At 59.6% G+C, this 20,797-nt stretch carries 21 protein-coding genes; 10 read left to right on the forward strand and 11 right to left on the reverse strand.

From position 1 onward, the window contains the following. Nucleotides 1-189: 189 nt before the first annotated feature. Nucleotides 190-2,967, reverse strand: coding sequence for a DNA polymerase I (gene polA, locus G9Q84_RS20945; RefSeq protein ID WP_181644029.1), 2,778 nt, complete (start codon nucleotides 2,965-2,967; stop codon nucleotides 190-192). 74 nt (nucleotides 2,968-3,041) lie between these two features. On the opposite strand from polA, the gene G9Q84_RS20950 reads away from it, so the two are divergent. Together G9Q84_RS20950 and G9Q84_RS20955 are read left to right on the forward strand one after the other, a co-directional pair. Next, on the forward strand, nucleotides 3,042-3,332 hold the full coding sequence (locus G9Q84_RS20950) for a DUF2782 domain-containing protein (RefSeq protein ID WP_032885051.1): 291 nt from the start codon (nucleotides 3,042-3,044) through the stop codon (nucleotides 3,330-3,332). A 56-nt stretch (nucleotides 3,333-3,388) separates the two neighbouring features. Beyond that, nucleotides 3,389-4,342: a homoserine kinase gene (locus G9Q84_RS20955; protein WP_095185300.1), complete on the forward strand. Its 954-nt coding sequence runs from the start codon at nucleotides 3,389-3,391 to the stop codon at nucleotides 4,340-4,342. Between the two features lie 128 nt (nucleotides 4,343-4,470). Here the strand turns inward: G9Q84_RS20955 and G9Q84_RS20960 are convergent, their stop codons facing one another. Further along, nucleotides 4,471-5,400 carry a zinc ABC transporter substrate-binding protein gene (locus G9Q84_RS20960; protein ID WP_032885054.1) on the reverse strand — a complete coding sequence of 310 codons (930 nt, stop codon included), beginning with the start codon at nucleotides 5,398-5,400 and terminating at the stop codon, nucleotides 4,471-4,473. A 58-nt stretch (nucleotides 5,401-5,458) separates the two neighbouring features. Here G9Q84_RS20960 and zur point away from each other — a divergent pair, with 58 nt between their 5' ends. The 4 genes from zur to G9Q84_RS20980 are packed head-to-tail and all read left to right on the forward strand — an operon-like array spanning nucleotide 5,459 to nucleotide 8,264. Next, a complete protein-coding gene (gene zur, locus G9Q84_RS20965) occupies nucleotides 5,459-5,941 on the forward strand; it encodes a zinc uptake transcriptional repressor Zur (protein ID WP_032885055.1) in 483 nt (160 codons plus the stop codon). Beyond that, nucleotides 5,941-6,726 (forward strand): zinc ABC transporter ATP-binding protein ZnuC, encoded by a 786-nt coding sequence (gene znuC / locus G9Q84_RS20970; RefSeq protein WP_032885056.1) that lies wholly within the window; start codon nucleotides 5,941-5,943, stop codon nucleotides 6,724-6,726. Before zur ends, znuC begins: the two co-directional genes overlap by 1 nt. Beyond that, complete coding sequence (gene znuB / locus G9Q84_RS20975; RefSeq protein WP_032885058.1) at nucleotides 6,719-7,507, forward strand: zinc ABC transporter permease subunit ZnuB; 789 nt, start codon at nucleotides 6,719-6,721, stop codon at nucleotides 7,505-7,507. The genes znuC and znuB overlap by 8 nt, the downstream gene beginning before the upstream one ends. 37 nt (nucleotides 7,508-7,544) lie before the next feature. After that, nucleotides 7,545-8,264, forward strand: coding sequence for a PA5502 family lipoprotein (locus G9Q84_RS20980; protein ID WP_032885060.1), 720 nt, complete (start codon nucleotides 7,545-7,547; stop codon nucleotides 8,262-8,264). 102 nt (nucleotides 8,265-8,366) lie between these two features. Here the strand turns inward: G9Q84_RS20980 and katE are convergent, their stop codons facing one another. After that, complete coding sequence (gene katE / locus G9Q84_RS20985; protein WP_099601834.1) at nucleotides 8,367-10,508, reverse strand: catalase HPII; 2,142 nt, start codon at nucleotides 10,506-10,508, stop codon at nucleotides 8,367-8,369. A 265-nt stretch (nucleotides 10,509-10,773) separates the two neighbouring features. On the opposite strand from katE, the gene G9Q84_RS20990 reads away from it, so the two are divergent. Genes G9Q84_RS20990 through G9Q84_RS21000 form a run of 3 tightly spaced genes read left to right on the forward strand, consistent with a single transcriptional unit; the run spans nucleotide 10,774 to nucleotide 13,277 of the window. Beyond that, entirely contained in the window at nucleotides 10,774-11,781 is a 1,008-nt protein-coding gene (locus tag G9Q84_RS20990) for a methionine ABC transporter ATP-binding protein (RefSeq protein WP_032885062.1), read from the forward strand. Continuing rightward, nucleotides 11,781-12,455, forward strand: a complete 675-nt coding sequence (locus G9Q84_RS20995) for a methionine ABC transporter permease (RefSeq protein WP_032885064.1) — start codon at nucleotides 11,781-11,783, stop codon at nucleotides 12,453-12,455. The genes G9Q84_RS20990 and G9Q84_RS20995 overlap by 1 nt, the downstream gene beginning before the upstream one ends. Before the next feature lie 51 nt (nucleotides 12,456-12,506). Beyond that, a complete protein-coding gene (locus G9Q84_RS21000; protein WP_181644030.1) occupies nucleotides 12,507-13,277 on the forward strand; it encodes a MetQ/NlpA family ABC transporter substrate-binding protein in 771 nt (256 codons plus the stop codon). A gap of 143 nt (nucleotides 13,278-13,420) precedes the next feature. Here the strand turns inward: G9Q84_RS21000 and G9Q84_RS21005 are convergent, their stop codons facing one another. The 5 genes from G9Q84_RS21005 to G9Q84_RS21025 are packed head-to-tail and all read right to left on the reverse strand — an operon-like array spanning nucleotide 13,421 to nucleotide 17,344. Continuing rightward, the gene (locus G9Q84_RS21005) at nucleotides 13,421-14,056 is read right to left on the reverse strand and encodes an SCO family protein (protein ID WP_099601832.1); all 636 of its coding nucleotides are present in this window, start codon (nucleotides 14,054-14,056) and stop codon (nucleotides 13,421-13,423) included. Then, nucleotides 14,053-14,952 (reverse strand): heme o synthase, encoded by a 900-nt coding sequence (cyoE, locus tag G9Q84_RS21010; RefSeq protein ID WP_032885070.1) that lies wholly within the window; start codon nucleotides 14,950-14,952, stop codon nucleotides 14,053-14,055. Before cyoE ends, G9Q84_RS21005 begins: the two co-directional genes overlap by 4 nt. Continuing rightward, a complete protein-coding gene (locus tag G9Q84_RS21015) occupies nucleotides 14,940-16,019 on the reverse strand; it encodes a COX15/CtaA family protein (protein ID WP_032885071.1) in 1,080 nt (359 codons plus the stop codon). The genes cyoE and G9Q84_RS21015 overlap by 13 nt, the downstream gene beginning before the upstream one ends. Before the next feature lie 10 nt (nucleotides 16,020-16,029). Beyond that, nucleotides 16,030-16,614: a hypothetical protein gene (locus G9Q84_RS21020; RefSeq protein ID WP_032885072.1), complete on the reverse strand. Its 585-nt coding sequence runs from the start codon at nucleotides 16,612-16,614 to the stop codon at nucleotides 16,030-16,032. Beyond that, entirely contained in the window at nucleotides 16,580-17,344 is a 765-nt protein-coding gene (locus G9Q84_RS21025) for an SURF1 family protein (protein WP_181644031.1), read from the reverse strand. The genes G9Q84_RS21020 and G9Q84_RS21025 overlap by 35 nt, the downstream gene beginning before the upstream one ends. A gap of 47 nt (nucleotides 17,345-17,391) precedes the next feature. On the opposite strand from G9Q84_RS21025, the gene G9Q84_RS21030 reads away from it, so the two are divergent. Then, nucleotides 17,392-17,595 carry a twin transmembrane helix small protein gene (locus G9Q84_RS21030; RefSeq protein ID WP_032885073.1) on the forward strand — a complete coding sequence of 68 codons (204 nt, stop codon included), beginning with the start codon at nucleotides 17,392-17,394 and terminating at the stop codon, nucleotides 17,593-17,595. 6 nt (nucleotides 17,596-17,601) lie between these two features. Here the strand turns inward: G9Q84_RS21030 and G9Q84_RS21035 are convergent, their stop codons facing one another. The 3 genes from G9Q84_RS21035 to ctaD all read right to left on the reverse strand — a co-directional run bounded on the left by G9Q84_RS21035 (nucleotide 17,602) and on the right by ctaD (nucleotide 20,741). Beyond that, nucleotides 17,602-18,489, reverse strand: a complete 888-nt coding sequence (locus G9Q84_RS21035; protein ID WP_181644032.1) for a cytochrome c oxidase subunit 3 — start codon at nucleotides 18,487-18,489, stop codon at nucleotides 17,602-17,604. A gap of 35 nt (nucleotides 18,490-18,524) precedes the next feature. Then, complete coding sequence (locus G9Q84_RS21040; RefSeq protein WP_181644033.1) at nucleotides 18,525-19,076, reverse strand: cytochrome c oxidase assembly protein; 552 nt, start codon at nucleotides 19,074-19,076, stop codon at nucleotides 18,525-18,527. Nucleotides 19,077-19,151: 75 nt separating this feature from the next. Further along, nucleotides 19,152-20,741 (reverse strand): cytochrome c oxidase subunit I, encoded by a 1,590-nt coding sequence (ctaD, locus tag G9Q84_RS21045; RefSeq protein WP_032885076.1) that lies wholly within the window; start codon nucleotides 20,739-20,741, stop codon nucleotides 19,152-19,154. Between the last annotated feature and the right edge of the window lie 56 nt (nucleotides 20,742-20,797).

The following is a 20,797-nucleotide window of genomic DNA, read 5'->3' on the forward strand; positions in this document are numbered from 1 at the left end:
GGCCCAGATATCTGCCAACACTTAACACAACATAGGAGCATTGAAGGGCTTCACCACCCATTCAGTAACTCTGAGTAGCAGTTCACGGGTTAAGTTCCGGCGGTATCAGAAAACTATTGGAAATAACCAACGTCGACTTTTGAACTAAAGCACTCTGCCACCACGCCCGGTGGTGGCAAACGCCCGATATCAGTGTGCTTCGTCCCAGTTATCGCCAACGCCCACGTCGACCACCAACGGCACATCCAACTGTGCCGCCGCGCTCATGTGTTCGCGAATCTTCTCGCTGACCTGCTCGACCAAGTCCTCACGCACCTCAAGCACCAATTCGTCGTGTACCTGCAAGATCACCTTGGCATCGAGGCCCGAGTCGGTCAGCCAGTTATCCACCAGCACCATGGCTTTCTTGATGATGTCCGCCGCCGTGCCCTGCATAGGCGCGTTGATCGCGGTGCGTTCTGCAGCCGCGCGCTCCTGAGGCTTATTGGAATTGATATCCGGCAAATACAGCCGGCGACCGAAGAAGGTTTCCACGTACCCCTGATCGGCAGCCTGGGCGCGGGTGCGCTCCATGTAGTCGCGAACCCCTGGGTAGCGAGCGAAGTACACGTCGATGTAAGCCTTTGCAGTCTTGGTATCGACGCCGATGTCCTTGCCGAGCTTCTGTGCCCCCATGCCGTAGATCAGACCAAAGTTGATTGCCTTGGCACTGCGACGCTGATTGGACGTGACCTCAGCCAATTCGACCTTGAATACCTCAGCCGCCGTCGCGGTATGCACATCCAGGTCGTTGCGGAACGCATTCATAAGCCCCTCATCCTTGGACAAGTGCGCCATGATCCGCAGTTCGATCTGCGAATAGTCCGCCGCCAGCAGTTTGTAGCCCTTGGGCGCCACGAATGCCTGACGAATCCGCCGCCCTTCGGCGGTACGCACGGGGATGTTCTGCAGGTTCGGGTCACTGGAAGACAAGCGCCCGGTAGCCGCCACGGCCTGATGATATGACGTGTGAACACGCCCGGTGCGCGGGTTAATCTGCTCCGGCAGGCGATCGGTGTAAGTGCTTTTGAGCTTGCTCATGCTGCGGTACTGCATGAGTACCTTAGGCAGCGGATAGTCATCTTCGGCCAGCTTGGCGAGCACTTCTTCGGCGGTAGACGCCTGTCCTTTGCCTGTCTTCTTCAACACCGGCAGACCCAGCTTTTCGTAGAGAATCGCCCCGAGTTGCTTAGGTGAGCCCAGGTTGAATTCCTCACCAGCGATCTCGAAGGCCTGGCGTTCCAGCTCAACCATCTTGTTGCCCAACTCAATACTCTGAACGCCGAGCAACTTCGCATCGACCAAAGCGCCCTGGCGTTCGATGCGGGCCAGCACGGGTACAAGAGGTATTTCGATGTCCGTCAGCACACTGGCCAGGCTCGGGATAGCGGCCAGTTGCGCGTGCAATTCCTGATGCAACCGCAAGGTTACGTCAGCATCTTCGGCCGCATAGGGACCCGCTTGTTCAAGCGCGATCTGGTCAAACGTCAACTGCTTGGCGCCTTTGCCAGCGATGTCCTGGAAGCTGACAGTGTCGTAGTCCAGGTACTTCTTGGCCAGGCTGTCCATATCATGGCGCGTCGCGGTGGAGTTCAGCACGTAGGACTCAAGCATTGTGTCGAACGCGATGCCACGCACGGTGATGCCGTTTGCCGGGTCGCCGCCAATGGCGCAGTTGGCCAAGATATTCATGTCGAATTTGGCGTGCTGGCCTACCTTGAGCTTGGACGGATCTTCCAGCAACGGCTTCAAGGCCAGCAGTACGGTGTCACGATCCAGCTGTTCCGGGGCGCCAATGTAGGAGTGGGTAAGCGGGATGTACGCTGCTTCATGGGGCTGCACAGCGAAGGAAACCCCGACCAGTTGCGCCTGTTGGGCGTCGATCCCGGTGGTTTCAGTGTCGAAAGCGAACAACTTCGCGTCGTTTAGCTTCTTCAGCCAAAGATCGAACGTGGCCTGGTCGAGGATTGTGGTGTACGAGGCTTCTACGGGCGCTTGGGGTTCAACAGCTTTCTCAGCAACCGGCACCGCCTTCAGTTCAACACGCTTGGCATCGCGCTGAATCTCATCAATCCAGCTCTTGAACTCCAACAGCGTGTAAAGCTCCAGCAGCTTCTCGCGGTCTGGTTCAATCAGGTGCAGATCGTCCAATCCCACGTCCAGCGGCACATCAATCTTGATCGTCGCCAGTTGGTAGGAAAGAAACGCCATCTCCCGGTGCTCTTTAAGCTTGGCCGGCAGCGTCTTGGCACCACGGATCGGCAGAGTGGGCACAATATCCAACTGTTCATAAAGCTCTTTGAGGCCGCCATTCACACCCACCAGCAAGCCGGAAGCGGTCTTAGGACCAATCCCCGGAACGCCCGGGATGTTGTCGGACGAATCACCCATCAACGCCAGATAGTCGATGATCTGCTCCGGAGCGACGCCAAATTTCTCCTTTACGCCGTCCACGTCCATGGCGCTACCGGTCATGGTATTGACCAAGGTAATGTGCCCGTCGACCAACTGCGCCATGTCCTTGTCGCCGGTGGAGATCACTACCGGACGGTCAGCCGCCGCGCTGCTGCGGGCCAGGGTGCCGATCACATCATCGGCCTCAACGCCTTCAACGCACAGCAGCGGGAAGCCCAAGGCGATCACACTCTGATGCAGCGGCTCAATCTGCACGCGCATGTCATCGGGCATGCTCGGACGGTTAGCCTTGTATTCGGCGTACATGTCATCACGAAAAGTCCCACCCTTGGCGTCGAACACCACCGCAAAGGGGCTGTCCGGGTACTGCTTGCGCAGGCTTTTGAGCATGTTCAACACGCCCTTGACCGCACCGGTCGGCAGGCCTTTGGAGGTGGTCAGTGGTGGCAGCGCGTGGAAGGCGCGGTACAGGTAAGAAGAACCGTCCACCAGGACGAGGGGCGCTTGGCTCATGAGCAGGATCAACCTTTTCGGCGGGTCTGGCGCTAGAATAGCCGGACCAATGAAAACAAAGGGACAAGGTTATCATGCGTACATTCAATCGCCTGCTGTTGACTGGCTTGATTGCACTCGCTCCGATGGCTGCCATGGCGGCAGACGATGCGCCTTCGGGCGACCCGGAAGTGACCATTCGCACGGAAGGCAACAGGACTATTCAGGAGTACCGTCAAAACGGATTCCTGTATGCAATCAAGGTGACCGTTAAAGGTGCTCCTCCCTATTTCCTGGTGCGCGCGGACGGAACCGACGCAAACTTCATCCGCTCTGACCAGCCGGATATGCTGATCCCGTCATGGAAGATCTTCGAATGGAAATGATTTCTTAACTTCAATTGGCGCCGCCCACAGCGGCGCCCGTAATGGCAGTTTTAACCATGTCTGTGTTCACCCCCCTGGCTCGGCCCGAGCTGGAAACCTTTCTCGCCCCTTACGGGCTCGGCCGCCTGCTTGACTTCCAGGGGATTGCTGCCGGCAGCGAAAACACCAATTTCTTTATCAGCCTGGAGCAGGGCGAATTCGTCCTGACCCTCGTTGAGCGCGGCCCTGTCGCGGAGATGCCGTTCTTCATCGAACTGCTCGACGTGCTCCACGACGCCGATCTGCCTGTGCCATACGCCCTGCGGACCACCGATGGCATGGCTTTGCGCGAATTGAAGGGTAAACCGGCACTGCTGCAACCACGCCTGGCCGGCAAGCACATCAAAGACGCCAACGCACAGCATTGCGCCCAAGTAGGTGAGTTGCTTGGTCACCTGCACTTGGCGACGCAAGGCGAGAAGGTGCTGGAACGCAAAACTGATCGCGGCCTGGACTGGATGCTCAGCGAAGGTGCGCAGCTAATTTCGCATTTGAACGATGCACAGCAAAGCCTGCTGAACGCTGCATTGACTGAAATCGAAGCCCATAAGGCCGAGATTCTCGCCCTGCCGCGCGCCAACGTGCACGCTGACCTGTTCCGCGACAATGCAATGTTCGAAGGTACACACCTGACGGGCTTGATCGACTTCTACAATGCCTGCTCGGGCCCGATGCTCTACGACGTGGCAATCGCGCTGAATGACTGGTGTTCGGATGACGATGGTGTGATCGACGGACAACGCGCTCGTGCGTTGCTGGGCGCTTATGCTGGACTGCGACCGTTTACAGCGAAGGAAGCGGAGCTCTGGCCGACCATGTTGCGAGTGGCATGCGTGCGGTTCTGGCTGTCACGGCTGATTGCCGCTGAGTCATTTGCCGGCCAGGACGTGTTGATTCACGATCCCGCCGAGTTCGAACATCGGTTGGCGCAGCGCCAGCAGGTCACCGTCCACCTGCCATTCGCGCTCTAAGGACCAACCCGGTCAAAAATGTGGGAGGGGGCTTGCCCCCGATGGCGATGCATCAGTCAAATTATCATCGACTGAAGCGCCTTCATCGGGGGCAAGCCCCCTCCCACATTTGATCTTCGTTGTGAGGCTTACAACGACTCCAGGCAACCGGCCAAGTCATTCCCCAGCTTCTCCAGCACCTGCTCATAACCCTGAGCCGTCGCCGGTGTATACCCGCCCAACGCATCCAATTCAGCCAGTTTCACCGGCAGCCCAGCCACCAGCGTCTCTGCCAAGCGCGGGCGCAACGGCGGTTCACTGAACACGCAGGTCTTGCCCACTTCCTGCAAGCGAGTACGCATTGCCGCTACATGCTGGGCGCCTGGCTGTACTTCGGAGGCGACGCTGAACACGCCGGTGTGCTTAAGCCCGTAAGCATCTTCGAAGTAATCAAAGGCTTCGTGGAACACGAAGTAAGGCTTGTCGCCGATGCTCGCCATGCGTTTTTTCAGGCGTGCATCCAGGGCGTCCAGACGGCCGGCAAACGCCTTTGCGTTGCTCTGGTAACGCTCGGCATTCACTGGGTCAGCGGCGCTCAGGTCGGCTGCCATACGTGCAGCAATCACCCGGGCGTTTACCGTGGACAACCACAGATGCGCATCCAGGCTGCCCGGGCGGTGATCGTGGTCATGTTCGTCGGCATCGTCAGCGTGAGAATGGCTATCTTCACCGAAACGACGCAGTTTCATTCCCGGCAAGTCTTGCACCGCTACCGTCGTCGCTGTACGACCTTTCAACACGCGAGGCAGGAAACTCTCCATATCCGGCCCAATCCAGTACAGCAGATCCACCGACTGCACACGCCGTACGTCGGATGGGCGCAACGCGAAGTTATGCGGCGATGCGCCGGGGGGCAACAACACCTCCGGCACGGCCACGCCGTCCTGCACAGCCGCGGCTATCAACTGCAGAGGCTTGATGCTGGTGAGTACCCGTACCTCGGCCTGAACTGTGCCTGCGATGAACAAACTGGTGATGAAAACGACAAAAACGGGAAAAAGTCGGGACACGATGACCACTCAATGACGTAGGAACGGGTAACATAATAACGTCTCTATCAAATATCTGTCGCCGCTCATGCCTAAAACACCGCTTGCCAGCCGTCCCCACGACCACTCTCACTGCGTGCACACCGCGCTGTCGGAAGCCGACACCCTGTGTGCGCAGAAAGGCCTGCGCCTGACCGCCTTGCGTCGCCGGGTGCTGGAGCTCGTGTGGCAGAGCCACAAGCCGCTGGGCGCCTATGACATTCTGGGCGTGCTCAGCGAGCAGGACGGCCGCCGCGCCGCGCCTCCAACCGTGTACCGCGCGCTGGACTTCCTGTTGGAAAACGGCCTGGTACACCGCATCGCATCGCTCAACGCCTTTGTCGGCTGCAACCACCCAGAGCACGCACACCAGGGTCAGTTCCTCATCTGTCGCGAGTGCCACGCCGCCATCGAACTTGAACAAAAAAGCATCAGTGACGCCATTATCACAAGCTCCGCCGACGTTGGCTTCAGGGTCGAAGGGCAAACGGTCGAAGTGGTCGGCCTGTGCGCGGGCTGCCAGGGGGCTTGATGAGCAACGCGTTAATCCGACTGGAGCAGGTTGGGGTCACGTTCGCCGGGCAAAGCGTGCTGGATAACATCGCACTGAGCGTAGAGCCGGGGCAGATCGTTACCCTGATCGGCCCAAATGGCGCCGGCAAGACCACCCTGGTGCGTGCCGTGCTTGGTCTGCTCAAGCCCGACAGCGGTAGCGTATGGCGCAAGCCCAAGCTGCGCGTCGGTTACATGCCGCAGAAGCTGCACGTCGACCCGACCTTGCCCCTCTCTGTACTTCGCTTCCTGCGCCTGGTGCCTGGCGTAGACCGTGTCCGCGCACAGGCTGCACTTAAGGAAGTCGGCGCCGAACAAGTGATCGACAGCCCGGTGCAGAGCATCTCCGGCGGCGAAATGCAGCGCGTACTGCTGGCCCGCGCCCTGCTGCGCGAGCCCGAGTTGCTGGTGCTAGATGAGCCCGTGCAGGGCGTCGATGTCGCCGGCCAGGCCGAGTTGTACAGCCTGATCACACGCCTGCGCGACCGCCACGGCTGCGGCGTGCTGATGGTCTCTCACGACCTGCACCTGGTCATGAGCACCACTGACCAAGTGGTGTGCCTCAACCGCCACGTGTGCTGCTCCGGCCACCCGGAACAGGTCAGCGGCGACCCGGCGTTTGTCGAGTTGTTCGGCAAAAATGCCCAGAGCCTGGCGATCTACCACCACCATCACGACCACGCCCATGACCTGCATGGCGCTGTGGTTGACGATCCGGCCACACCTCATACCCACGTTCATGGAGATAGCTGCAAGCATGGCTGATTTTCTGCTTTACGCCCTGCTGGCAGGCTTGGCTTTGGCGCTAGTGGCTGGCCCGCTGGGCTCATTCGTGGTCTGGCGTCGCATGGCGTACTTTGGCGACACCTTGTCCCACGCCGCGCTGCTGGGCGTGGCGATGGGTTTCCTGCTGGATGTAAGCCCGACCATCGCCGTGACCGTGGGCTGCCTGCTGCTGGCGGTGCTGCTGGTAACCCTGCAACAGCGCCAGCCGCTGGCCTCGGACACCCTGCTGGGCATTCTGGCGCCGAGCACGTTGTCACTAGGCCTGGTCGTACTGAGCTTTATGCATGAAGTCCGCATCGACCTGATGGCCTATCTGTTCGGCGATCTGTTGGCGATCAGCCCAACGGACCTGGCCTGGATCCTCGGCGGCAGTGCTGCTGTTCTGGTGCTTCTGGTAGTCCTGTGGCGCCCACTGCTGGCAATCACGGTGCATGAAGAACTGGCCAGGGTCGAAGGCTTGCCCGTATCGGCTTTGCGCATGGCCCTAATGTTGTTGATCGCCGTGGTGATCGCTGTCGCGATGAAGATTGTCGGCGTATTGTTGATCACGTCGCTGCTGATCATCCCCGCCGCCGCCGCCCAACGCCACGCCCGCTCACCCGAGCAGATGGCCATCGGTGCAAGCCTTCTGGGGATGCTAGCAGTGTGCGGAGGCCTGGCGCTGTCCTGGTTCAAGGACACGCCAGCCGGACCATCGATTGTGGTCGCGGCCGCCGCCCTGTTTCTGCTGAGTTTTGTCCTGCCCCGTCGAGGGGTGTAGACTTGCTCGCTTTTTGCGCAAATAGAGAGTCGCAGGAATGAAGCCGTTCACCTCCCGTTATCTGCTCCTTGCCGCATTTTCCCTGCTGCTGGGCGCCTGCCAAAGCACACCGCCCGCGGCCCCCGAGGCTCCGGACCCACGTGCTGCGGCCATCGCGCAGCTGGAGCAAAACCTCGCCAGCAGCGAGCTTGCCACTGCCGAAGACCAGTTGGCAGCGTTGCAGGCCCAGTCGCCTAACGACCCGACACTAGAGCCTTATCAGCGCCAATTGGCCGAAGCCTACCTGCAGCGCAGCCAGATCGTGCTGCAAAAAGGTGACGTCAACGCCGCCGCCACCGCCCTGAGCCGCGCCCGCGCGCTGATGCCCAAGGCGCCAGCCCTGACCGGCGGCGTCAACAGCGCTATTACCCACGCCCGCAAGGTCGAACTGGATAAAGCCGAAGAGGCGCTCAAGGCCGCCGAGGCCAAGCCCGCCGCCAAGGTCATCGACCCGGCGGCGCCCAGCACCACGGTGGCCTTGAACCTCACCAATATCGAAGAATTGCGCCATCAACTGGATGCGATTGCCACCGACGTGGTGAATTACCAGTGCGACGTGAGCATTCAGGCGCCACGCACCGAGGATTACCCGTGGTTGGCTACGCTGCTGACCAAACGGGTGAAACGCATTGATTCGGCGTATGAGCTGAAGATTCACAGGCAGATTCTGAAACACATCCCGGCGCAGGTTGTGTTGATTCCGCGCAAGGCGCAATAAACGCATCGGGAGCAAGCCCCCTCCCACATTTTGAGTGTATTCACAGTTCAAAATGTGGGAGGGGGCTTGCTCCCGATAGCGGTCTAACAGACACCCAATTAGTTAAGCCGGAATCGCTTTGGCCTTAGGCTCACGATCCCATACCCGATGCTGCCCAATCGCGGCAAAGAACGCTTTGAACGCCTTCGCATCCGACCCCACGATCAGCCCCGCATCCACCTCAAGCTTCAACAGATCCAACAGCGACTTGGCATCAGTGGCGACGGTAATAGCCTTCAAGTGCTTGTAAGCCTCCAGCACGTAGTGCAACGCCACACCATCCGCGCTCAACGCCTTCACTGACTCTTTACCGCCAGGCACAAAGACCGCATCAAACGCGATGGACGGCATTCCTTCCATCGTCGCGTCCACCGGCAGGCTCTTGCCATCCGCCGTGGTGACCGGTGCCGAGGTTGGACCCAGCAATTTGGCGTGCGCACCCTCGGCTTCCAAGGCCTTCTTCAATGCCGCAATCGCCACGCCGTCCACGCCATTCGCCGCCAAGATCGCCACCTTGCGCGTCTTGATATCCGCAGGCAGCAAGTTCGCCTGGCTCAAAGCAGGCGAGCGTGCCAACGCGGTCTCGCGCTCTTCCACTGTGCCCTTTTTCGGTACCGGCAGGCCGAGGTTCTGCGCCACGCGCTTGGCCAGTTCCAGGTCAATATTGGCCAGGATCTCGTTGACCTGCCGCGCACGAATAAACTCACGCTCGACCTTGCCCAGCTCAAAGCTGTACGCCGCAATGATGTGCTCTTGCTCATGCTTGCTCATGCTGCGGAAAAACAGGCGCGCCTGAGAGAAGTGGTCGCCGAACGATTCACTGCGCTCACGCACTTTATTGGCATCAACACGCTCGTAGTACGACTCGAAACCACCGTCCTGCGCCGCAGGTGGCGTTTCTTTCGGCCAACCGCCATCGATCGAATTGGGCTCGTAGGCAGCACGCCCCTTGTCAATCACCGTGCGGTGCATAGCATCGCGCTGGCCGTTATGAAATGGCGCTACCGGCCGATTGATCGGCAACTCATGAAAGTTCGGGCCGCCCAGGCGACTGATCTGCGTGTCGGTGTAGGAAAACAGGCGCCCCTGCAGCAGTGGGTCATTGGAGAAGTCGATGCCCGGAACGATATGCCCAGGGCAGAACGCCACCTGCTCAACTTCAGCAAAGAAGTTATCCGGGTTGCGGTTCAGCACCATTTTGCCCAGCGGCGTAATCGGCACCAATTCCTCCGGAATCAGCTTCGTCGGGTCGAGAATGTCGAAGTCGAAGGCGTGTTCCTTGTCTTCAGGGATTACCTGTACGCCCAGTTCCCACTCAGGGTAATCACCGGTTTCAATGGACTCCCACAGGTCGCGACGGTGGTAGTCGGTGTCTTTACCTGCGAGTTTTTGTGCTTCGTCCCACACCAACGAACAGGTACCGGCGGTAGGGCGCCAGTGAAACTTAACGAAATTGGAGACGCCTTCGGCATTGATAAAGCGGAACGTATGTACGCCAAAACCCTGCATGCTCCGTAGGCTTTTAGGAATAGCCCGGTCGGACATGGCCCAGATCACCATGTGTGCCGACTCCGGTTGCAGAGAGACGAAATCCCAGAAGGTGTCGTGCGCCGAGCCGCCGGTAGGAATCTCGTTGTGCGGCTCAGGTTTTACCGCGTGCACAAAGTCCGGAAATTTGATCGCGTCCTGAATGAAGAACACTGGCATGTTGTTGCCCACCAGGTCGAAGTTGCCTTCATCAGTGAAGAACTTCACGGCAAAGCCACGCACGTCACGCACCGTATCGCCGGAACCACGTGGGCCTTGCACGGTGGAAAAACGCACGAACACCGGGGTTTTATGCCCAGGGTCGCGTAGGAAGCCGGCCTTGGTCAGCGCCGAATGGTTCTCATAGGATTGGAAATAACCATGGGCGCCCGTACCCCGGGCATGCACGATGCGCTCGGGGATGCGTTCATGGTCAAAATGCGTGATCTTTTCACGCATGATGAAATCTTCCAGCAGCGAAGGCCCTCGCGCGCCGACCTTCAAGCTGTTCTGGTTGTCGGAAATCTTCACACCTTGGTTGGTGCGCAAGGCTTGGCCAGTGGCGTCTGAGCGAAACTGTTCCAGGCTGTGTAATTTGGCGTTGGTGTTACCACGATCCAGGGTATCGGTGCCCGCAAGGTCACTCTTCGGCGGTGTGGCTGGCTTCTTGGTACTCATCAGTCAAAACTCCTTATTCAAAGTGGCCAGAGCGGTGCCCGGCTCGTTTGAGCAAAACCCCAGGCACGGCACCTGGGAAATCGAGTTGCTTAAGTAGTGACTGATGGGGTTTTGGGCCGTTCCTTTTTTATGACCTTTGATCGCGTTATTGCCAAATCGCAGGTTGAATGCGAAATAAATGCTAAGAAACACTAGATGGACAGGCTAAAATGCGCGCCCGGCTAACCGCTGATCCCTTTTCAATGCGCCCCACAAGGTTCGCTACGTGATCGAGTTTCAAAACGTCCATAAAACCTACCGCGTCGCCGGTAAGGATATCCCCGCACTGCACCCCACCAGTCTGCGCGTCGAAAACGGCCAGGTGTTTGGCCTGATTGGCCACTCGGGTGCGGGTAAAAGCACCTTGCTGCGCCTGATCAACCGCCTGGAAGAGCCCAGTGGCGGCCAGATCACGGTCGACGGCGAAGAAGTCACCGCCCTGGACGCCAACGGCCTGCGCCGCTTCCGCCAGCAGGTCGGGATGATCTTCCAGCACTTCAACCTGCTGGCGTCCAAGACCGTCGCCGATAACGTGGCATTGCCACTGACCCTGGCCGGAGAACTGTCGCGTAAAGACATCGACCTGCGCGTGGCTGAACTGCTCGCCCGCGTCGGCTTGTCGGACCACGCCAAAAAGTACCCCGCGCAATTGTCCGGCGGCCAGAAGCAGCGCGTCGGCATCGCCCGCGCCCTGGCGACCAAGCCAAAGATCTTGCTGTGCGACGAAGCCACCAGCGCCCTTGACCCACAGACCACCGCGTCGGTCCTGCAACTGTTGGCTGAGATCAACCGCGAGCTGAAGCTGACCATCGTGCTGATCACCCATGAAATGGACGTGATCCGCCGCGTATGCGACCAGGTGGCCGTGATGGACGCCGGCGTGATCGTCGAGCAAGGTTCGGTAGCCGACGTTTTCCTGCATCCCAAGCACCCGACCACCAAACGTTTTGTACAAGAAGCCGAACAGGTCGACGAAGGCGAGCAGCGTGATGACTTCGCCCACGTACCGGGCCGCATCGTACGTCTGACGTTCCAGGGCGACGCAACCTACGCGCCGCTGCTGGGTACCGTCGCCCGCGAAACGGGTGTGGACTACAGCATCCTCGCCGGCCGTATCGACCGCATCAAAGACATCCCTTATGGGCAACTGACCCTCGCGGTCACCGGCGGTGACATGGAAGCGGCCTTTGCCCGCTTCACCGCCGCAGACGTCCACATGGAGGTGCTGCGCTAATGGAAATCTTCCTGAGTTTCTTCGCCAATATCGACTGGTCCGAAATCTGGCTCGCCACCGGCGACACCATGATCATGCTGTTCGGTTCGCTGTTTTTTACCGTGCTACTAGGCCTGCCGTTGGGCGTGCTGCTGTTCCTGACCAGCCCGCGCCAGCTGTTCGAGCAAAAAGGGCTGTACGCGCTGCTGTCGCTGATCGTGAATATCCTGCGCTCGCTGCCGTTCATCATCCTGCTGATTGTGATGATCCCGTTCACCGTACTGATCACCGGCACCTCGCTGGGCGTGGCCGGTGCAATCCCGCCGCTGGTGGTGGGCGCCACGCCATTCTTCGCGCGTCTGGTGGAAACCGCCTTGCGTGAAGTGGACCGCGGCATTATCGAAGCCACCCAGTCCATGGGCGCAACCACTCGCCAGATCATCACCAATGCACTGTTGCCCGAAGCACGCCCCGGCATCTTCGCGGCGATTACGGTGACGGCGATTACGCTGGTGTCCTACACGGCCATGGCCGGTGTGGTCGGCGCTGGCGGCCTGGGCGACCTGGCGATCCGTTTCGGTTACCAGCGTTTCCAGACCGATGTGATGGTGGTCACCGTGGTGATGCTGTTGATCCTGGTGCAAATTCTGCAAACCGTCGGCGACAGGCTGGTGGTGCACTTTTCTCGAAAATAACGGCCATTGCCGGCCAAAAGCCGGCACATGCCCGAACAAGGAGCTTGTTGGATGAAAAAACTACTGGTTGCTTTCGCCGCCGTTGCCGCGTTTTCCGCCCATGCCGAGACCCTGACGGTCGCTGCTTCGCCGGTACCCCACGCGGAAATCCTGGAATTCGTGAAACCTGCCCTCGCCAAAGAAGGCGTGGACCTGCAGGTCAAAGTCTTCACCGACTACGTACAGCCCAACGTACAGGTAGCGGAAAAACGCCTGGACGCTAATTTCTTCCAGCACCAGCCGTACCTGGATGAATTCAACAAAGCCAAGGGCACTCACCTGGTGAGCGTCGGCGCGGTGCATTTGGAGCCTCTGGGCGCCTACTCCAGCAAGTACAAAAAGCTGGACGAGCTGCCAAGCGGTGCCAACGTCGTGATCCCTAACGACGCCACCAACGGCGGCCGCGCGCTGTTGCTGCTGGATAAAGCCGGCGTGATCAAATTGAAGGACTCGACCAACATCCTGTCGACCATCAAAGACATCACCGAAAACCCGAAAAACCTGAAGTTCCGCGAACTGGAAGCCGCCACCCTGCCGCGCGTGCTGACCCAGGTCGACCTGGCGTTGATCAACACCAACTACGCCTTGGAAGCCAAGCTGGACCCGTCCAAGAATGCATTGGTGATCGAAGGCAGCGACTCGCCTTACGTGAACATCCTGGTCACCCGCGAAGACAACAAGGATTCGTACGCAGTGAAGAAGCTGGTAGCTGCCCTGCACACGCCTGAAGTGAAGCAATTCATCGAAGAGAAGTACAAAGGCGCGATCAAGCCGGCGTTCTGATCTACCCGATCTCCAATACACCAGAGATCAAACAATGTGGGAGGGGGCTTGCCCCCGATAGCAGTGGGTCAGTCACCAGATGCAGTGACTGGCACTCAGCAATCGGGAGCAAGCCACCTCCCACATTTGTTTTGGGGGTGCATCTAATTGCGCTGCAACAACCCCGGCAACTGCGCCACCAATTTCTGGTTGTTCAACGGCGAACGAATAAACCCACGCTGCGTGCCATCCGGGCCGATGAGCGCCAGGTTACCGCTGTGATCGACGGTGTAGTTCGGCTTGCTGGTATCTGCCGGAATAAACGGGATGCTCACCGCATTCGACACCTTCTGCACATCCTCCACATTCGCGCCGGTCAGGCCCATAAACTGCGGATCGAAGTAGCCCAAGTACTGCTTGAGCTGAGTCGGCGTATCGCGATGCGGGTCGACGCTGACCAGAATCACTTGCAACTTATCCACAGCCTCTTTCGGCAGTTCGCTTTTGATCTGGCGCAATTGGGCGAGGGTGGTCGGGCAGATATCCGGGCAGAACGTGTAGCCGAAGAACAACAGGCTCCACTTCCCCTTCAACTCGTTGAACGCCACCGGCTGGCCGTCCTGATTTGTCATGGTCACAGGCGGAAGCTGACGGCTTTGCGGCAGCAGGATGATGCCGGCGTCGATCAGCGCGGTGGGGTCGCCCTGGCCTTTTCCGCTAAGCACTTTGTTGACGGTCAGGCCCATGATCAACGCGACGATGGCCACCAGGATGAAGACGGTTTTTTGAGTTCGAGTCATAGGTTCAACAGTAGGTAGTGGTCTACGAGCAGGGCGATAAACAGCAGGAACAAGTACCAGATAGAGTACTTGAAGGTGTTGATCGCCGCGTGCGGCCGACCGCCACGGTACAACACCCAGGCCCATTGCAGAAAGCGTGCGCCCAATACCAGCGCGCACGCCAGGTACAGTGGGCCGCTCATATGGATCACGTAGGGCATCAAGCTCACCGCCAGTAGGGCAAAGGTGTAGAGCAGGATATGCACCTTGGTGTAGTGCTCGCCGTGAGTCACTGGCAGCATGGGGATGTCGGCCTTGGCGTATTCCTCTTTGCGGTGGATGGCCAGGGCCCAAAAGTGCGGCGGGGTCCAAGCGAAGATGATCAGCACCAGCAGCAGCGGTTCAGCGCTGATGTGACCGGTGACGGCGACCCAACCCAACAGCGGCGGTGCAGCGCCAGCCAACCCGCCGATGACAATATTCTGCGGCGTCGCGCGCTTTAGGAATCCGGTGTAGATCACGGCGTAGCCGAGCAGCGAGGCCAAGGTCAGCCACGCCGCCAGGGCATTGGTGAACGCCAGCAACAGGCCCAGCCCTGCAACAGCCAAAAACAATGCAAAGGCCAGCGCCGCAACCGGCGACACCCGACCCTCCGCCAGGGGCCGCTTGTGAGTGCGTGCCATCACCGCATCGATCCGCCGATCCACGACATGGTTGACGGCCGCCGCGCCGCCCGCGCACAGGGCAATGCCCAAGTTGCCAAAAATCAGCACCGTCCACGGTACGCCCGCGCGGGTGGCGAGGAACATTCCCACCAGGGACGTGATGAGCATCAGCACCACTACTTTCGGCTTGGTCAGCTCTAGATAGTCACGCCAGATCGCCTGATCGTGACGCGCGCCGATCAAGGTCGCCATGGCATCTCTCCTTTAAGGGTGATGAGGCCTGATACGTGTTTGCGCGGGATGAAGCGCCAGCCGAACGGCAACTGATTGCGCACCCGAACCAGGCTGGTGCGGGCGTGGTAATTGACCAGCACCAGGGTCAGCAGCAACCCGGCACCGCCCGCGTTATGCCCGACCGCTACTGCCAGCGGCAGGCCGAACATCACATTGCTCAACCCCAGGCAGATTTGCACGCCGAGGGCGATCAGCAACAAGCCCGACAGACGCGTCATGCCCACCGCGCGCAGTTGCCAGGCCAGGCCGAGCAGGACCAGGGTCACGAGTACTGCGCCTATACGATGGGTCAGGTGAATGGCCGTGCGCGCCTCGCTGTCGAGCTGGCCGCCCAAATAATTTGGGCCTATGTGTTGGGTCAGGTGAAAGCCATTGGCAAAGTCTGCCGCCGGCCACCACTGTCCATGGCACGTGGGCAAGTCGACACAGGCCACGGCCGCGTAATTGGAGCTGACCCAACCACCGAGCGCAATCTGTCCGATCACCAGCACCAAACCAGCCGTCGCCCAATATTGCAGGCGCTTGGGCACGATTAGCGCGGGCAGTACACCGGACAGGCGCAAGGTCAGCAAAAACAGCAGACTCAAGGTGGCAAAGCCGCCAAGCAGATGGCCTGTCACCACCTGCGGCCACAGCTTCAAGGTCACCGTCCACATCCCAAACGCCGCCTGGGCAAACACCACCGCCAGCAGAAACAACGGCAACTTGACCGGCTGGCCTGGGTCACGCCGATGACTCCAAGAGCGCGCCGCCAACAACGCAATCAAAAGACCCAGAGTGCCAGCGAAGTAGCGATGGGTCATTTCGGCCCAGCCTTTGTCGGCCTCCACTGGCGTGTCAGGAAAATGCAATTCGGCATGGGCCAACTGGGCTTCACTTTGCGGCACGCTGATAAAACCATAACAACCCGGCCAGTCCGGGCAACCGAGGCCGGCGTGAGTCAGGCGGGTATAGGCGCCGAGCAGCACGACGATCAGCGCCAGCAAGGTGGCAAACAACGCGAGGCGAAATCCAGGTTTGGCCATGACGATGCCCTTATCCGATGTTCGACAATTTCAGCAGGTGGCGCAGGTCGTTGAGCAGGTCCTTGCCCTTGACCTTGGCGTCGTAGCGCAGCACCAGGTTGCCGTGGGGGTCGACGATCCACAGTTGCGCATCGCCCGGCGCGGCAGCGTTTTTGTTAAACGTCGAAAGGTCCAGTTGATAGCGCTGCAATTGCGGGTATTCGGCTTTCAGCTTGGCTTCGTAATCGGCACCGACCGGTTGCGCACCGGCCAACGCGTGACTGGCGCGCGAGGCATCGCGCCCCAGGCCGATCTGCAATTGCCGCGCGAGGTACACCAACTGCTGGCAATCGGCGGCGCAGGCGGCGGGCGCAGTCACCAGCAGTTGCCAGCGCTGTTCATCCGCCTGCACGCCGATATCGGCGCGGGTCTGGCCATTGCCGATCATCTCGCCGTGATAACTGCGGCTGTCCGGCACCCAGAACTGCAGCTTGTACATAAACGTGGCCAGCACCATCGGGCCGATCACCATCAGCAGGATCAGCAGCAGTTGCCAGCGGCCTTTGCGCCGATCGGGCAGGTCAGACATGTTGAGTGGATTCGTGGCCGCTCCCATGGGGCTTCTCCTTCTTGTTATGCGATCCGAGATAGAGGTAAAGAACCAGCAGCGCCAGCGCCATGGCGAACCACTGCACGGCATAGGCCAGGTGTTTCTCCGGGCCCATGGCGACCACCGGCCAAGTCGTTTCGTAGGTACCGGGGCCGGCTTCAGCGCGCAGTTCGTAGGCAAAGCCACTGCGGCCCAACTCTGTCCAAAGCGCTGCGGGATGCAGCGCCGTGAGTAATCGCGGCCATTGCGTGGCTGCGGGGTCGGCATGCAGTTGGAAGGTTTCGCCAGGGGCGACGTACACCCACGCATCAATATTCAACGGCTGCTCTGGTGTGGTGAAGGCGGGCGGTGTGCGGCGGTCCGGCCAGGGCAGCCAGCCGCGATTGAGCAGTAGCCACAGGCCGCTGGCCTGATCGTGGAAGGGTTGCAGCAACTCGACACCGGCCTTGCCATTGCGCATGCGATTGTCGAGCAAGACGCTATGGTCGGCGTCGAATTGACCACGCAGATGCACACGGCGAAACGCCGGGTCTGCCGTGTCATTGAGTTGTTCACTGCTCATCGGCTCAGCCGCGCGGCGCTCGGCATAGCTGTCGAGCAACAGCTGCTTTTCATGCCCGCGCGACAGCTGCCAGCAACCCAATCCCACCATCAACGGCAGCAGCACCAACACCACCAATGTCGGCGCAATACCGGGGCGAAACTGTTTTATGGCGGTGGCTATACTTGTTTTCATTGCCCGCCGCTCTTCATCAATGCCCATCAAAATCCAGGAGCCAGACCATGCTCAAAGCAGCCATTGCCCTGATGCTGATCGCGACTGTTGTGAGCCTGTTCAGTGGCCTGTTCTTTCTGGTCAAGGACGAAGGCAACTCCAACCGCCTCGTCACTGCCTTGACCGTGCGTGTCGTACTGGCCGTGATCACCCTCATGCTGATCACCTGGGGATTTTTCAGCGGCCAGCTGGTTTCTCACGCGCCGTGGTAAGACGCCTCACAGTACGTAGACGAAGAAAAAAAGCCCGATCCACACCACATCCACAAAGTGCCAATACCAACTGGCTGCCTCGAAACCAAACTGGTGCTCGGCGTTGAAGTGGCCACGCATGATGCGCATCAGCATCACAAACAAAATGATCGTGCCGATGGTCACGTGGGCACCGTGGAATCCGGTGAGCATAAAGAACGTCGCGCCATACACACCGGAGCCCAGCGTCAGGCCCAGCTCTTTATAGGCGTGGATGTATTCCTCGGCCTGGAACCCGAGAAACGCCAGGCCCAGCAGCACGGTAAGCGCCAACCAGATTTTCAGCGCGCCACGATGGCCTTTGCGCAAGGCATGGTGGGCGATGGTGATGGTCACGCTGGAGCTCACCAGCAGGATGGTGTTGACCAGCGGCAAGCCCCACGGGCTGATGGTGCCCTCGGGGGCGGGATAGAGTTTCGGGTCAGGGTTGTTGAGCAATGGCCAGGCAAATTCGAAATTCGGCCACAGCATGTGCGCAACGCCCTTTGAGCCTTCACCGGCCAGCCAGGGCGCGGACATGTGCCGCACATAAAACAGCGCACCGAAGAAGGCGATGAAGAACATCACTTCGGAAAAGATGAACCAGCTCATCCCCCAGCGAAACGAGCGGTCCATCTGCGGACTGTACAAACCCGCGCGGCTTTCTTTGATCACCGCACCGAACCAGCCGAACAACATATAGGCCAGCAGCAGCCCACCAACGAAAAAGATCCACGGGCCGTGGGATTCCGGGCGAGCAGCCTTGAGATCGTTGAACCACACGCCCAGGCCATACACGGTGATCAGCAGGCCAAACGTGGCAATTATCGGCCACTTGCTTTGTGCCGGTACGTAGTACGTATCATGATTCGACATGTATTCACTCTCCCGATTGAGGGGGCAAACAGTAGCTAGCCGCCGGTATGCAAAGCCACGGGCGGTTGGCGCGCAGTGATATCAAATAGCGTGTACGCCAGGGTCAAATGCTTCACATCCTTGGGCATGTCTCGATCGACGATGAAACGCACGGGCATCTCGATACGCTGGCCTGGCTGCAGCACTTGCTGGGTGAAGCAAAAACACTCGGTCTTGTGGAAGTACATCGCCGCTTCGGCCGGGGAAATACTTGGCACGGCCTGGGCGGTCATCGGCTTGTCAGTGGGGTTGTGGGCCACGAACAGCATCTCGGTCACAGCGCCTGGGTTGACCACCACCTCGTCCGCCTTGGCGTAGAAGTCCCAGACCATGTCGATGGCGTTTGTAGACAGGAACTGCACCCGCACCTGGCGCGTCGGGTCGACGATCTGCTCGCCTTCATACTGCCCGGCAGTCTTGCCGTTGATGCCAAACGCCTTGCACATCACGTCGTAGATCGGCACCAGGGCGAAACCAAAGGCGAACATCGCCACGACCATGATCAGCAGGCGAGTGACCAAACGCTTGAGGGGCAGGGATTCAGCCATGACACACCCCTGAAGCGAATGCGATCAATGCGTGAGGGTGCTTGCCGCCCTCACAGTTGCTGTGTGGCAACCGGTTCATTTGACCTCCGGCGGCGTGGTGAACGTGTGGTACGGCGCAGGCGAAGGAATGCTCCACTCCAGGCCTTCAGCGCCATCCCACGGCTTGGCCGGCGCCGGCGGGCCACCTCGAATGCACTTGATCACGATGAACAAAAAGAAGATCTGCGTGGCGCCAAACATAAACGCGCCAATCGACGAGACCATGTTGAAGTCGGCGAACTGCAGGTTGTAGTCCGGCACCCGACGCGGCATACCGGCCAGCCCCACAAAGTGCATCGGGAAGAACGCCATGTTCATGCCCACGAAAGACAGCCAGAAGTGCAGCTTGCCCAGGGTTTCGTCGTACATGTGGCCGGTCCATTTCGGCAGCCAGTAGTAGGCCGACGCGAAGATCCCGAAGATCGCGCCGGGCACCAGTACGTAATGGAAGTGCGCCACCACAAAGTAGGTGTCGTGGTACTGGAAATCAGCCGGGGCAATCGCCAGCATCAACCCGGAGAAGCCGCCGATGGTGAACAGGATCACGAAGGCCACCGCAAACAACATAGGCGTCTCGAATGTGAGCGAGCCTTGCCACATGGTGCTGACCCAGTTGAACACCTTTACCCCGGTCGGCACGGCGATCAGCAACGTGGCGTACATGAAGAACAATTCGCCCACCAGCGGGATACCGACCACGAACATATGGTGCGCCCACACGATAAACGACAGGAACGCGATGCTTGCCGTGGCGTAAACCATTGAGGTGTAGCCGAACAGCGGCTTGCGCGAGAAGGTCGGAATGATCGAACTGACGGCGCCGAAGGCCGGCAGGATCATGATGTACACCTCCGGATGACCAAAGAACCAGAACACGTGCTGGAACAGCACCGGATCACCACCGCCAGCCGCACTAAAGAAGCTCGTGCCGAAGTGAATGTCCATCAGCATCATGGTCACGCAACCAGCCAGCACCGGCATCACCGCAATCAGCAGGAAAGCGGTAATCAGCCAGGTCCACACGAACAGCGGCATCTTCATCAACGTCATGCCCGGCGCGCGCAGGTTGAGGATGGTAGCGACCACGTTGATCGCGCCCATAATCGAACTGATGCCCATCAGGTGGATGGCGAAAATGAAGAACGTCACGCTTTCCGGCGCGTAGGTGGTGGAGAGCGGGGCGTAGAAGGTCCAGCCGAAGTTCGGGCCGCCGCCAGGGGTGAACAGCGTCGAGACCAGCAACAGGAAAGCCGCTGGCAACAGCCAGAAGCTGAAGTTGTTCATGCGCGGCAAGGCCATGTCGGGCGCGCCGATCATCAGCGGGATCATCCAGTTGGCCAGGCCGACAAATGCCGGCATCACCGCGCCGAACACCATGATCAGGCCGTGCATGGTGGTCATCTGGTTGAAAAATGCCGGTTCGACGATCTGCAACCCGGGCTGGAACAGTTCGGCACGGATCACCATGGCGAACGAACCGCCCAGCAGGAACATCGTGAAGGCGAACCACAGGTACATCGTGCCGATGTCTTTGTGGTTGGTGGTCAGCACCCAACGCATCAACCCCTTGGCGGGGCCGTGGGCATGGTCACTGGTGTGTCCATGGTCATCGATCACAGCGCTCATGGCCGTTCTCCTGCAAACGAATGGGCGGGGAGGGGCGGCGCAAATGTAATGAGGGC

The organism is Pseudomonas sivasensis (genome assembly GCF_013778505.1).
Lineage (GTDB): Bacteria > Pseudomonadota > Gammaproteobacteria > Pseudomonadales > Pseudomonadaceae > Aquipseudomonas > Aquipseudomonas sivasensis.